We start from the raw sequence: 12252 nt of genomic DNA, 5'->3' as shown, positions 1-12252 counted from the left end.
ACGTACCAAGCCCTCTGGACCGCCGTCGGTGCAGTCTGCGATCTATTCCATAGCCAGGAATGCAGAAACTACTTCAAAGCCGCAGGATATGGTCCCGATTGAAGGTGACTTGCTCTAAGATGAGAGTCGCGCGTCAATCTGGATGAGAAAGTGTCGTTGATGTTGGAACGCCGGGAGGGCGTAGCCCGAGCGGGGTTCCAACATCAACGACGGCTAGGACTTGAGGGTTCTGGCGATCGGGTGATCGCAGTCGGCTAGGGTGGGGTTTTCTCCTCGAAGAGGTAGAGCCCATGTCTGGCCGTCATGTAACCGATCATCAGATGAGGCTATTCATGAAGTATCGATCAACCGACACGACGCGCGTCGCGGCCGCCAAGGCGGGTTTCAGCACGGCCACGGGTTACCGGCTTGGGGAGGACCCACGGCCGCCGTCGCTCAAGCGGGCGCCACGTGACCGGCGGCGGCCCGATCCCTTGGCGGGGATCTTTGACACAGAGGTCGTGCCCATGCTGGAAGCGGCACCGGGGTTGCGATCCGTGGCAGTTCTCGGGGAGGTTCTGCGCCGCCACCCGGAACTGGGCGAGGGAATTCGGCGGACCCTTGAGCGCCGCATCAGCCATTGGCGGGCCCTGTACGGTGCCGAGCGGGAGGTCATTTTTCGTCAGGTTCAAGAGCCCGGTCGCATGGGACTGTCGGACTTCACCGACATGGCCGATTTGGGCGTCACGGTCGCGGGCCAGCCCCTGATCCATCGGCTTTATCACTTCCGGTTGGCTTATAGCGGCTTCGAACATGTCCATGTCGTGCTGGGCGGTGAGAGCTTCGTGGCATTGGCCGAAGGCTTGCAGAATGCACTTTGGGTATTGGGCGGGGCGCCGCGTGAGCATCGGAGTGACAGTTTGTCGGCCGCGTTCCGCAATCTGGAACGCGATGCTGACACCGACTGGACGCTGCGCTACGAGGCACTGTGCACCCATTATGCCATGACCCCAAGCCGCGATAACCGTGGTGTCGCGCATGAGAATGGTGCGATCGAGGGCCCGCATGGGCACCTGAAGCGGGCTATCGCGGATGCTCTTTTGCTGCGCGGGACGCCCGACTTCGGCGATCTTGCCGCATATCGAAAGTTTCTCGATGAGTTCTGTGGTCGGCGCAATGCCCACAATCGCAAGCGTATCGATGCCGAACGGGCTGTGCTTCGGCCGTTGCCGGCCCGCCGCACCACGGACGGCGAAGAGACTCATGTCACCGTCACCTCGTCCGACGGCTTCATTCTCAGGCGGGTCTTTTACACCGTGCCATCCCGCCTGATCGGCCACCGCCTGCGCGTCCAGCTGCATGATGACAGGCTCGACCTCTACCTCGGGGCCACCCATTTGCTGACGCTGGAGCGCGGTCGGGGATATGGTGATGGGAAGCGCGGCCACATCGTGGATTACCACCATGTGATCCATGCCCTGCGACGCAAGCCGATGACGCTGCCCGGTCTGGTCTACCGCGATCAGCTCTTTCCGCGTGATGCCTACCGCCAGCTTTATGACGCCGCCATTGTCGCGCTGCCCCAGAAGGCGGCCTGCAAGCTCACCGTCGATATTCTCGCTTTGGCCCATGACCGGGGATGCGAGGCCGAACTGGCCACGCTGATTGCCGAACTGTTGGCGGAAGGTGCGCTGCCGGATATGGCGGCATTGCGTGAACGCTTCTCACCTGATCCTGCCAACTTGCCCAACATCACCGTGCTGATCAGCCCGCTCAGCGACTACAACGCCCTTCTGGCTGCCCTGCCGACAGGAGAAGCCGCATGACCGCCTCGGATCCCATCGATGCAGCGCGTCTGAACCTCTTGCTCAATGAACTGCGCCTTCCGGCCATAAAGCATCTCTGGTCCGCCTTCACCGAACGCGCCGACAAGGAAGGCTGGCCCGCCGCACGACTGCTTTCTGCCCTTGCGGAACACGAGATTGCTGAAGGAGGGCAAAGGCGGATTGAACGCCACCTCGCCGAAGCCCGCCTGCCGCCGGGCAAGACGTTGGCTGGCTTCAACTTCGACGCCGTTCCAACCATTTCCAAAGCCCGGGTCATGGCCCTCGTCGCCGGAGACAGTTGGCTGGAGGCCGGCGCCAACCTGATCCTGTTCGGACCGCCTGGCGGCGGCAAAACCCACTTGGCTGCTGCCATCGGCCTTGGCCTGATCGAGAATGGCTGGCGCGTGCTCTTCACCCGAACCACCGATCTGGTCCAGAAACTGCAGGTCGCTCGCCGCGAACTTGCTCTCGAGGCCGCCATCACTCGGCTCGACAAATACCACCTGATCATTCTCGATGACCTCGCCTACGTCACCAAGGATCAGCCCGAAACCAGCGTTCTGTTTGAATTGATCAGCGCCCGATACGAACGACGCTCCATCGCCATCACAGCAAATCAGCCCTTCGGGGATTGGAACCGCATCTTCCCCGACCCGGCGATGACTTTGGCCGCCGTCGACAGGCTCGTGCACCATTCAACCATCCTAGAACTCAACGTCGAAAGTTACCGCAGGCGCGAAGCCATCGACCAGCAGCGAGGGCCAGGTCGGCCAGCCTCCCGGGCGACACTCAAAACCCAACCTGATTGACGCGCCGCGTCAATCTACACCCAAAACACCACTTGCGCGCGACATCCAAAACCGCAATCATCAATCCACTGCGACACACGATCACCATCCAGATTGACGCGCAGTTCTCATCCAGTTTGTCGCGCTACAAAAAGCACCGCGCCAGCCGGAGGTGCACAATTGTGCCCATTTCGAATCGCGACAGACGGCAATGCTCTATGGCATCATCAGCGCGCAGAGAATCGCTGCGGCTCCTTGAGACCGTAAACCTGTGAAACGGGCCGGGCTTGACCGCGCGGTCGAGACGTCTGGCGCTTCCCGCACCGCAATCGCCCGGCCCGCATTTCATCTGCACGCTCGTGCCTGCGCCCGCATGACGGCGTAATCGCTTAACAAGCCAATGATTGCCGCGTCGTCAGACAATGCCTCGATTTGGTTGGCGGTTCTAGCCTGCTCGGTCGGGGTGTACTCCACCACCGGTGGGCAAGTGCCTCCTCGTCGATCAGAAACGCCCGTCGCGCAGCCGGTCAACAAGATCACTGCGATCCCGAGGGCGAAGCGCGGCAGCGTCCAGCATTTGGCGTTGAATGTCATTGGCTTTCTCCGTTGATTGCAGACGCTCCACCAGCCGTCCGGTGCGTTCACCGGCGCGGCGGAGGTTGAGCAAAAACAGGATAATACCAACGGCCCTCGTCCCTGACTCTTTGGGGATTCCCAGAGCTTGCGATCTCTGTGTCAATGCGGCCTCATGATCAGGAGGTGGGCATGGCAGGGATTGCGATCACGCGGATGGAGCTGACGGCTGTGGAGTTGCGCAGGGCGGCGGGCAGGTCGAAGGACGCCCGGGCGGCACGTCGGATGCTTGCGATCGCGCTGGTGCTGGAGGGGGTTGACCGCGCGACGGCGGCAGAGACCTGCGGGATGGACCGCCAGACGCTGGGGTGAGGCGGATCAGGAAACCTTCCGGGGGACGGTTTCCCGCCGAACGGGTGCACCGCTACAATGCCGAGGGCCTCTTCGGGCGAGTGAACCGGACGGTGCCGCAGCGCGCCCGGCGGCTGGCACCCGAGCAGCTGGCCACGCTTGCGGCTTGGGTCGAGGACGGTCCCGACCCGGTGCGCGACGGCGTGGTGCGCTGGCGTCGCCGCGACCTGCAGCACCGCATCAAGATGGAATTCGGCGTCGTGCTGCACGAACGCAGCGTCGGCAAGCAACTGGCAGCACAGGGTTTCCGGCGGTTATCCGTGCGTCCCCAGCACCCGAAGTCGGACCCGGAAGCGCAAGAGGCGTTCAAAAAAACTTCCCCGAAGCGGTAGCGGCAGCGATCCCGGCGCGGGCACGGGACAAGCCGCTTGAAGTCTGGTTCAGGATGAAGCGCGCGTCGGCCAGCAGGGCACGCTCACCCGCATCTGGGCCCGGCGCGGCACCAGACCCCGTGCGCCCCGCGATACGCGCTATCAATGGGCGTATATCTTCGGCGCGGTCTGCCCGGCGCGCGGCACCGCGGCAGGGCTGGTCCTGCCCTTCGTCAACACCGCAGCGATGAACGCCCACTTGGCCGAGGTCGCCCGCAATGTCACACCCGGAGCCCACGCGCTCCTCATCCTCGACGGCGCGGGCTGGCATGGATCAGCCGCCCTCGTCGTCCCAGACAACCTCTCCCTGCTGAACTTGCCGCCCTACAGCCCGGAACTGAACCCGGTCGAGAACGTCTGGGCCTACCTGCGCGCCAACAAACTCGCCATCAGCGTCTTCGAAAGCTACAACGACATCGTCGACGCCTGCTGCAACGCATGGAACTTCTTCGCCAACGACCCCAAGGCCATAGCTTCCATAACCTCACGATCCTGCGCAGAGGTCAGTTGATAGGGCCGTTGGTATAATTGTGAAAAATGCCAGCAGCAGGCCAAGCGATTTGCGCGTAAGCTCGCTGGCGAGGAGTGCTGTGATCCAGCCCATCATCGCAGCCCCCTTTTCCAGTCATCGATCCGGGCGTGGATTTCGACAACAATGCCGATCAGCGCCACCGCGATGAACACCCAGCGCAGGGTGTCGAGGTAGGGCAGCAACGGCAGGATGGCGGATTGGGTCTCAGTGAGCACCTGTTGCGCCACTTCGACACCGGCGGCACCGACGGTTGCAATGCCTGCCGCCCCACCACCTTTCAGGGTGCGGCTCTCGGCGAGGACTTCGCGGGCGGGCGGGGATTCCGGCACGAATGGCGTGGCGCGCAGCGGGAAGGGTTCGCCCCATCTGCGTGCCCGGCCGAGGTCGATATGCATGAAGCCCAAGCGGGGATAGGTGCCAAAGCCGAGGAAACCCACGGCCCTCGCCGCCGCCGCCTCGAACGCAACAGGATCGTGGTTCGCCATCGCGATATCAAAGGCGGTACCCAGCATGTGCTTGGAGGCCGGTGCCCCGCCGACGGCACGGTTGTGGCTGGGGCTGCGATAGCCGGAGCGCACGATCAGCGGCTTGCCAAGGTGGTTGCGCAGGGATTGCAGCTTGTCCATCGCTTCGGTGTCGATCTTGATACTGGTCCTTGGCACCCGAGGCGTGCAGGAACACGATGACACCGCCCTTGCGGGTGCGGCCATAGACCATGTCGCGCGGCACCACCGGTTCGCGCACCGTGACCGTCCGCGCCTGAAGGGTGGTTTTTGGTTTCGGCATCAGGGCTTGGCTGGCATAGGACAGCAACAAGGTGCCACCCAGCCGCACGAGGGCTGCTCCAATACCGCCACAGCGGCCAGCACGCCGGAGATCGCCCCGGCGATGGCGGTGACGGCGGTGACGATGAAGGGCATGGGAAGCTGGCTTTCTGCTGGAACGCTGGAACGATAAAATCAGGTGCGCCAAGCCAGCGCGCAGGCAGAAAGCGGGACGAGGACCAACCCTGAGGACGCAATCCCAGCCGCCCGCGCGCCGAGGCAGATGCCGAAGCCAAGGCCGGAATTGGCAAGTACGAGATCGCCGCGCTGAGCCAAGTGGAGGGACAGCAGTGGTTCGCCCAGCAGGTCGCGGCCTGCGGTTTCCAGTGACAACCAGCCGAGCCGCCGCATCAGCCGCACAGCTCCGCGCGCTGTGCGGTAACGGCCGCGCCACAGGGCGGCCATATCATCGTCACCCGTCAGATCGCGGCGCAGATCGAAGGCCCAGAGCGCACAATCGTGCTGACCCCACACAAAGGGCCGCCCGCGCGCGCCTTCAACGGCGGCGGCAAGGCGCAGTTCCCAGCCTAACGCACGTGCCTGTTCCTCCATCATCCTCGTTCCCAGGTGATTTCGCGGTCTTGGATCGCAGTGACATATTCAAACCCGAGATCGCCGGGATGCAGGGTTTGCTGGCTCTCATGCGTGTAGCGCCAGCTGCGCGCCGTGTTCAGATCGATCAGCCGGGATTCGTAGCTGATGGTAATCCGGCAGCTGTCGGCATCATCGGTGATCTCGGGCACATCGAGCCGCCCGGCAAAGGCCAACACCGGGTCGGCGATGATCGTACGCTCGGGTGTCAAAAGGCCGAGCCAGACCTTCCCCGGCAATCCCTGACGCGCTTCGGCAATGGCCATCTGTACCAGATCGAGCGGAATGCCCGACAGCGAGACCGAAGTGCCGCCCGCGACAACCTCCGAGGTTTCCTCGATGGCGCCCAGCCCCAACAGTCCGCCCGCGCCTGACCAGGACTGTCCGGCCCAACCGATCTCGCCCAAGCCCGACCACAGCCGCACCGGGCCAGAGGCAAACATGCCTTCGAAGAAGATCACCGGGCGCATCCCGGTCGGCAAGCGCTGCCGCAAAATCAGGGGTCAGATCGCGGCTCATAGGGCCTCCCGGGCAGTGAGGGTGAAGAGAAAGGTGGCCGCCCGGCCGATGCGGGTTCCCAATAGCCGATGTAACGGTCAACCTCAGAATTGCCGCCAGCCGAAACAAACTTCATGAATTTCAGCCAATCAGAAAGCGAGCGGCGGACATTTTCCACCCCCGCCACATCGCCGTGCACGATGACCGAAAAGGCCCTGCCCGCCAGATGGCGGGGATAATCCCAACCGCTCAGTTCAAGTTTTTTGGCAAGAGCCGCATCTTTACCGTCCGTGAGTGTCGGGTCAGGACTCCCACCATCAGCGCAAACCAGCCTGTCCATCATCAGCTTGATGGGCGAGGAAACCTGATACCAGTTCACGGGGGTCACAATCATCACACCGTGGGCGGCGACCCACAGCGGGTAAATCTCGGCCATCCAGTCCTGCGTCTGGCCCATTGCGTGGTTGGGATAGCCGGCATCCCCTTGCGGGGTTCGGGCGCACTGGGTGTTTTGGTGGAAGTTTTCAAAATGTTGTTCCAACCTTTTCTGGCAAGACGGAAAAGCAATGCCGATATGCAACGATCCGCATCGCGGCTGGTTCTAGGCATTCGCGAATGTTTACATTTCCTTCAACGCTTCGCGGCGTTGAGGACCAGCTGCGCGGATGCGGATTTGGCACCTAATGTGACTCGGAAACTGCAGCGCGTTCAGGAAACCAAGGGCTATTCAGAATGCGGCCTGCTGCATTAATGCTCGGGCTGGAGTGAAATGACAGAAAAGCAATGCCAGACGGCATTACGGACAGGAGTCTCACTGTGGAACTTTTGCGTTGTTCGCCTGTTAGTATCGGATCCAAGTCCATCGGATAGCAGGCGGCGCGGCGGCGGCCGGCACGAATTTGAGGATGATAAACCATGAACCCACCTGTCTGGTATCGCGACGACCTTGAAATGCCCGAAGAAGACGAGAAGGAGACGGAGCTCAAGCTCGCGGACACGCTGAGCAACATACTGCAGACGACTGCGGAGGATGGCGGCCACGCGATCCGGTCGGTGCATGCCAAGGGCCACGCCTGGATCCGTGCAGAATTTGAAGTGTTGTCCGACCTGCCCCCTGAACTTGCGCAAGGATTGTTTGCAAGTCCCGGACGGCATGACGCGTTGATCCGAATCTCTACCATTCCTGGCGACATCCTTGGCGACAGCATCTCCGTTCCCCGTGGGTTTGCGCTAAAGGTGCTTGACGTGAGCGGACCACGACTTGATGGGTCGGAGGCTGAGACAACCCAAGACTTCATCTTCGTCAACGGGCCCGCCTTTGGTGCTGTTACTGCCAAGGATTTTCTCGGCAACCTGAAGCTTCTCGCGAAGACCACGAACCGGGCGGAATGGGCAAAGAAAGCGCTGTCGGCGGTCCTGCGTACGGCAGAGTCCGCGCTGGAGGCGGTGGGTGGCGAAAGCGGCACATTGAAAGCCCTCGGCGGTGCTCCGAACGTCCACCCGCTGGGTCAAACCTATTATTCGCAGACCGCCTTCCGTTACGGCGCCTATGTGGCGAAGTTTGCGGTGGTTCCGGTTTCGGCCTCGCTGACCGGGCATACAGAAGAGGAAATCGACGCCAGCGGCGAACCGGACGCCATCCGCGCGGCGATGAACCGTGATGTTGGCCAGGCACCGATGGAGTGGGAGTTCTGCGTCCAGCTATTGCGCGACGAGGCGACCATGCCGGTGGAAGACGCTACCGTCGTCTGGGGCGAAGATATGAGCCCGTTGATACCGGTGGCCCGCATCCGGGCCGCCCCGCAAGCCGCTTGGACGGCAGAACGCGCCGCTTTGGACGACAGCTTGCGCTTCTCGGTTTGGACTGGTCTTGCAGCGCATCGCCCGCTGGGCGTGATGAACCGGGTCCGGCGCGACACCTACCAGATGTCGTCGGAGTTCCGCGCCCGCTTCAACGGATGCCCCGTGCATGAGCCCGCAACCGCAGATCTGCCAGCATGAAAGCGATCCCATGACCGAAAATGACTCAGCTGGCCAACGCCCCGACACGCCGCACTATAAGGCCGGCGCGGGGGGCTGGGGCTCGCTAATCGGGATGGGCAAGGTGCTGGCCGAAGCGCGCCCCTCGCCCTCGACGCTGGACACCCTGCGAATCCAGAACAAGGCGGGCGGGCACATGTGCACCTCTTGCGCTTGGACAAAGCCGAAGGACCCGCACCTATTCGAGTTTTGCGAGAACGGGGCGAAGGCGACGATCTGGGACTTGACTACTGACCGCTGCGGGCCTGAGTTCTTTGCAGCGCATACGGTATCCGAGCTGCTTGACTGGTCTGATCACGAGCTAGAGAAAGTGGGCCGCCTGACCCACCCGATGCGCCACGATCCCGCAACCGATCGATATGTCGAGACGACTTGGGACGAGGTTTTCGCGGGCATCGGGGCGGAACTCCAGAAGCTCGACCCAAAGTCGGTAGTTTTCTACACCTCGGGTCGCGCGAGCCTTGAAACCTCCTATCTCTGGCAGCTTTTCGCGCGGCTCTACGGCCATAACAACCTGCCCGACAGCTCCAACATGTGCCACGAGACGACCTCGGTGGCGCTTAAGCAGGTAATCGGCTCAGCGGTCGGCACCTGCGTGCTGGAGGATTTCGAGCATTGCGACATGATGCTGTTCTTCGGCCAGAACACCGGGTCGAACAGCCCGCGCTTCCTGCACCCGATCGAACAAGCGGTTAATCGCGGCTGCAAAATCGTGACCTTCAACCCAGTGCGTGAGGCGGGACTGGTACGGTTCAAGAACCCGCAAGGCACCGCCATGGTGACCGGAAAGACGACCGAAATTTCACAGACCTACCTGCAGGTCAGGCCCGGCGGCGATATGGCGGCAATGCTCGGCCTCGTGAAGCGGGTCATTGAGATCGACGGAGAGGCTGGCGGCGGCGTGATCGACCGCGTTTTCGTAGCCCAGCACACCAAAGGTTTTAACGCTGTGGAGTTGTTAGCACGCGACACCTCGTGGGAGGATATCGAGCGCGAGTCCGGCCTTACGATGCGCGACCTGTCGGCGGTTGCCGGGCAGTATGCCAAAGCCCGCGCGGTTATCGCAGTTTACGGCATGGGGCTGACCCAGCATGTCCACGGCGGAGAGACGCTGCAGATGCTGGTCAACCTCCTTCTCCTGCGCGGCAACATTGGGCGACTGGGTGCGGGTATCTGCCCGGTGCGGGGACATTCCAACGTGCAGGGCCAGCGGACGGTCGGAATCTCAGAAAAGCCGGAACTGGTACCTTTGGACAAGCTGTCCGAGATGTTCGGCTTTGATCCGCCGCGCGACAAGGGCTTGACCACGATAGAGGTCGGCGAAGGGCTGATCGACGGCAGCGTGCAGGGCTTCATTGGTCTTGGCGGCAACTTCGGTCGTGCAGTGCCTGACATCGGGCGCACCAATCCCGCTTGGGCGGACCTTGCGCTGAACGTTCAGGTGGCGACAAAGCTCAACCGCACCCACCTGCTGACCGGGCGAAAGACCTGGCTTCTGCCGTGCCTTGTACGGGCGGAAGAGGACATGCAGGCATCCGGCGCGCAGGCCGTGACGATGGAGGATTCGCTCAGCCACGTCCACGGCTCGCAAGGCCGCCGCAGACCGGCTGCGTCCACGCTTCTGTCCGAACCCGCCATCCTCGCCGGCATTGCCAAGGCGACTCTCCCCGCAAACCCGCGCGTCCAGTGGAACAAGTGGATCGGTGACTACGGCCTGATCCGCGACCTGATTGCCGAAACATTCCCCGAAGAGTTCGCCGATTTCAACGCGCGGCTTTTCACTCCCGGCGGTTTCTATCGCGGCAACAAGGCGCGCGAGCGCGTGTGGGAAACTGAGTCCGGCAAGGCGGGCTTCACTGTGCCACCCGGTATTTCCGGTCTAGGTCGTCCGCTGGAAAAAGGCGAATACACCCTGATCACCTTAAGGTCGAACGACCAGTTCAACACCACGATCTACGGCATGTCAGACCGACTCCGCGGTCTCAAGGGTGACCGCATGCTTGTGCTGATGAACCCCGAAGACATGGTCCGTGTAGGGCTCGTCGAAGGCCAGCGCGTCACCCTTGTCTCGGCCCACGACGACGGCCACCGCAGGGTAGTAGCGGGCTTCAAGGCCACAGCCTACGATCTGCCGCCCGGCTGCCTTGCCGCCTATTATCCCGAGGCGAATCCGCTGGTGCCTCTTTCCCTGCACGACCGCATGTCGCACACTCCCGCCTACAAGGGAACCCCGGTACGGGTGGAGGAATGAACAAACGATTTCGCCATCAAAGACCGATGGACTTCGATCTTTAAAGAATTGTAATTTCCGACAATGAACCAGACACGATTCAGGCAGAGGCCGATGGCTCTGTTGCACAAATCGACTGACGGTCAGGGTTCCCCTTTCCCCGGATGGACTTATGGTCTGGCGCCAGTGACGGGTATGCCGAGCGCGGTGAAGCCGTTCAGGACGGCCACACGGACCTGGAACTCGGCGACCTGACGGTTGAAGTCCCGCGCCATGAGGCGCTGACCCAGTAGTTTGACACAGTGCATCTTTGTTTCGACGCGGCTCCGGCGGTGATAGCGACGCGGGCTGACCTCACAAAAGCCTCTGCCCGTCAACAACGCGACGCCACGCTGCGCCCCAAAATCCAAAAGGTCTGGGACGACAACTGGCAGGCCTACGGAGTTCGCAAAGCCTGGCGGCAGTTGTGCCGAAAAGGTGAGACTGTTGCCCGCTGCACTATCGCGCGTCTCATGGCGGGCATGGAATTGCGTGGCATAGTACGAGGAAAGACAATAAAAACAACGATCCCCGACAGTTCCGTGCCATGGCCGGAATGGCACGAACGGGTCAGACCGGAAGATGTGCGACACGCCGCTCAAAAGTGGGCCGGATAAATAACGTTAGCCCGATCAGATCATGCACGAACAGGATCGCCGCCGTCGAACAATTGAGGATCAGGATTTTCATTGGTGGGCTTTCTTTTTGGCAGGTTGTACGGCGCGCAAGAAAAGGGCCGCTATGCCAAGGACGGTCAGCGCGATCACCGGCCAGTTCGGCCCTGACAGATTTGCGGCGAGAACACCGATCAATGCCCAGATGACAGCAGCGGGGTAGCCCCATTCGGCAGGCCGGGCCGACTGGACGCTCAGTGCAACGGTTAGCACGCCGGCAAGGCAAATAATCGCGGCCCATTGCGCCGACATCACGGCGTAGCCACCCAGAGACACCCCAATTGCAACCCCGGTCGCCGCCGTCAGCCACCCGGCATAAAGCGCAACCGGACGCGCTTGCAGCCACGGCTGGCTGGAACCGGCCCGCAGCATAGCAAGGATCGCCAGTGCGGCCATGCCCACAATCATCACAGTGGCGGCCAAAGGCGAAACATTGGCGACCGCTATCCAGAATGCGCCAATTATCAAGCTCGCCGCCAGCGGAGGCCTCATCGCGCGCCAATCAGGATTGTCGGCGGCTCGAAACAAGCCATACCCTGCTCCTACAATCAGCCACAGATAAATCACACCCCAGATGGAAAAGGCATAACCCATTGGCTGCACTGGCGGATTTATTTGCGGAATTGGAAACTGATCAGCGGTAAAACCGCTGAAACCAGTCGCCAGCAGCGGCGATATGGCGAATGCCAAGGTTGCAATTGCCACCAGAATGGTAAAAAGTTTTGCGTACATGCCGAACTCTTTCTCAAATAAGGTCATAAGGTCATAAGGTCATAAGGTCATAAGGTCATAAGGTCATAAGGTCATAAGGTCATAAGGTCATAAGGTCATAAGGTCATAAGGTCATAAGGTCATAAGGTCATAAGGTCATAAGGT

Annotated in this window: 11 protein-coding genes and 3 pseudogenes; 7 read left to right on the top strand and 7 right to left on the bottom strand. The window is 61.7% G+C overall.

The genetic code is table 11. The annotated features are described in order from the left end of the window. The first annotated feature begins 290 nt into the window (after positions 1 to 290). Entirely contained in the window at positions 291 to 1805 is a 1515-nt protein-coding gene (gene istA, locus ACP7AP_RS21315; RefSeq protein WP_426037467.1) for an IS21 family transposase, read from the top strand. Continuing rightward, positions 1802 to 2614, top strand: coding sequence for an IS21-like element helper ATPase IstB (gene istB, locus ACP7AP_RS21310; protein ID WP_426037465.1), 813 nt, complete (start codon positions 1802 to 1804; stop codon positions 2612 to 2614). Before istA ends, istB begins: the two co-directional genes overlap by 4 nt. 324 nt (positions 2615 to 2938) lie before the next feature. On the opposite strand, the gene ACP7AP_RS21305 is transcribed toward istB, so the two are convergent. Next, a complete protein-coding gene (locus tag ACP7AP_RS21305; RefSeq protein WP_426037463.1) occupies positions 2939 to 3187 on the bottom strand; it encodes a hypothetical protein in 249 nt (82 codons plus the stop codon). Positions 3188 to 3358: 171 nt separating this feature from the next. Here ACP7AP_RS21305 and ACP7AP_RS21300 point away from each other — a divergent pair. Continuing rightward, positions 3359 to 4459: pseudogene (locus ACP7AP_RS21300) on the top strand (IS630 family transposase). Positions 4460 to 4551: 92 nt separating this feature from the next. Here ACP7AP_RS21300 and ACP7AP_RS21295 read toward each other — a convergent pair. After that, positions 4552 to 5190 (bottom strand): YcbK family protein, encoded by a 639-nt coding sequence (locus ACP7AP_RS21295; protein ID WP_426037461.1) that lies wholly within the window; start codon positions 5188 to 5190, stop codon positions 4552 to 4554. Here ACP7AP_RS21295 and ACP7AP_RS21290 point away from each other — a divergent pair. Beyond that, positions 5123 to 5437 carry a hypothetical protein gene (locus ACP7AP_RS21290; protein WP_426037471.1) on the top strand — a complete coding sequence of 105 codons (315 nt, stop codon included), beginning with the start codon at positions 5123 to 5125 and terminating at the stop codon, positions 5435 to 5437. The genes ACP7AP_RS21295 and ACP7AP_RS21290 overlap by 68 nt on opposite strands. A 2-nt stretch (positions 5438 to 5439) precedes the next feature. On the opposite strand, the gene ACP7AP_RS21285 is transcribed toward ACP7AP_RS21290, so the two are convergent. From ACP7AP_RS21285 to ACP7AP_RS21275, 3 genes are read right to left on the bottom strand one after another with little or no spacing between them, the layout of a single operon-like run. Continuing rightward, entirely contained in the window at positions 5440 to 5859 is a 420-nt protein-coding gene (locus tag ACP7AP_RS21285) for a DUF6950 family protein (RefSeq protein ID WP_426037459.1), read from the bottom strand. Then, on the bottom strand, positions 5856 to 6356 hold the full coding sequence (locus ACP7AP_RS21280; protein WP_426037457.1) for a hypothetical protein: 501 nt from the start codon (positions 6354 to 6356) through the stop codon (positions 5856 to 5858). The genes ACP7AP_RS21285 and ACP7AP_RS21280 overlap by 4 nt, the downstream gene beginning before the upstream one ends. 35 nt (positions 6357 to 6391) lie before the next feature. Then, complete coding sequence (locus tag ACP7AP_RS21275; protein WP_426037455.1) at positions 6392 to 6973, bottom strand: flavodoxin family protein; 582 nt, start codon at positions 6971 to 6973, stop codon at positions 6392 to 6394. 335 nt (positions 6974 to 7308) lie between these two features. On the opposite strand from ACP7AP_RS21275, the gene ACP7AP_RS21270 reads away from it, so the two are divergent. Both ACP7AP_RS21270 and ACP7AP_RS21265 read left to right on the top strand, forming a co-directional pair. Further along, positions 7309 to 8394 (top strand): catalase family protein, encoded by a 1086-nt coding sequence (locus ACP7AP_RS21270; RefSeq protein WP_426037453.1) that lies wholly within the window; start codon positions 7309 to 7311, stop codon positions 8392 to 8394. A 10-nt stretch (positions 8395 to 8404) separates the two neighbouring features. After that, positions 8405 to 10684 carry an FdhF/YdeP family oxidoreductase gene (locus ACP7AP_RS21265; RefSeq protein WP_426037469.1) on the top strand — a complete coding sequence of 760 codons (2280 nt, stop codon included), beginning with the start codon at positions 8405 to 8407 and terminating at the stop codon, positions 10682 to 10684. A 149-nt stretch (positions 10685 to 10833) separates the two neighbouring features. Here the strand turns inward: ACP7AP_RS21265 and ACP7AP_RS21260 are convergent. Beyond that, positions 10834 to 11001, bottom strand: a pseudogene (locus ACP7AP_RS21260) (IS5/IS1182 family transposase); the annotation flags it as partial. On the opposite strand from ACP7AP_RS21260, the pseudogene ACP7AP_RS21255 reads away from it, so the two are divergent. After that, positions 10999 to 11256 (top strand): annotated as a pseudogene (locus ACP7AP_RS21255) (IS3 family transposase); the annotation flags it as partial. The pseudogenes ACP7AP_RS21260 and ACP7AP_RS21255 sit on opposite strands and share 3 nt — an antisense overlap. Positions 11257 to 11388: 132 nt before the next feature. On the opposite strand, the gene ACP7AP_RS21250 reads toward ACP7AP_RS21255, so the two are convergent. Continuing rightward, positions 11389 to 12135, bottom strand: a complete 747-nt coding sequence (locus tag ACP7AP_RS21250) for a hypothetical protein (protein ID WP_426037451.1) — start codon at positions 12133 to 12135, stop codon at positions 11389 to 11391. Positions 12136 to 12252: the final 117 nt, after the last annotated feature.

The sequence above is a fragment of the Cypionkella sp. TWP1-2-1b2 genome, from assembly GCF_049896245.1.
In the GTDB taxonomy this organism is placed as follows: domain Bacteria; phylum Pseudomonadota; class Alphaproteobacteria; order Rhodobacterales; family Rhodobacteraceae; genus Cypionkella.
Note: the sequence above shows the minus strand (reverse complement) of the source record. Positions and strands in the feature narration are given on the sequence as shown.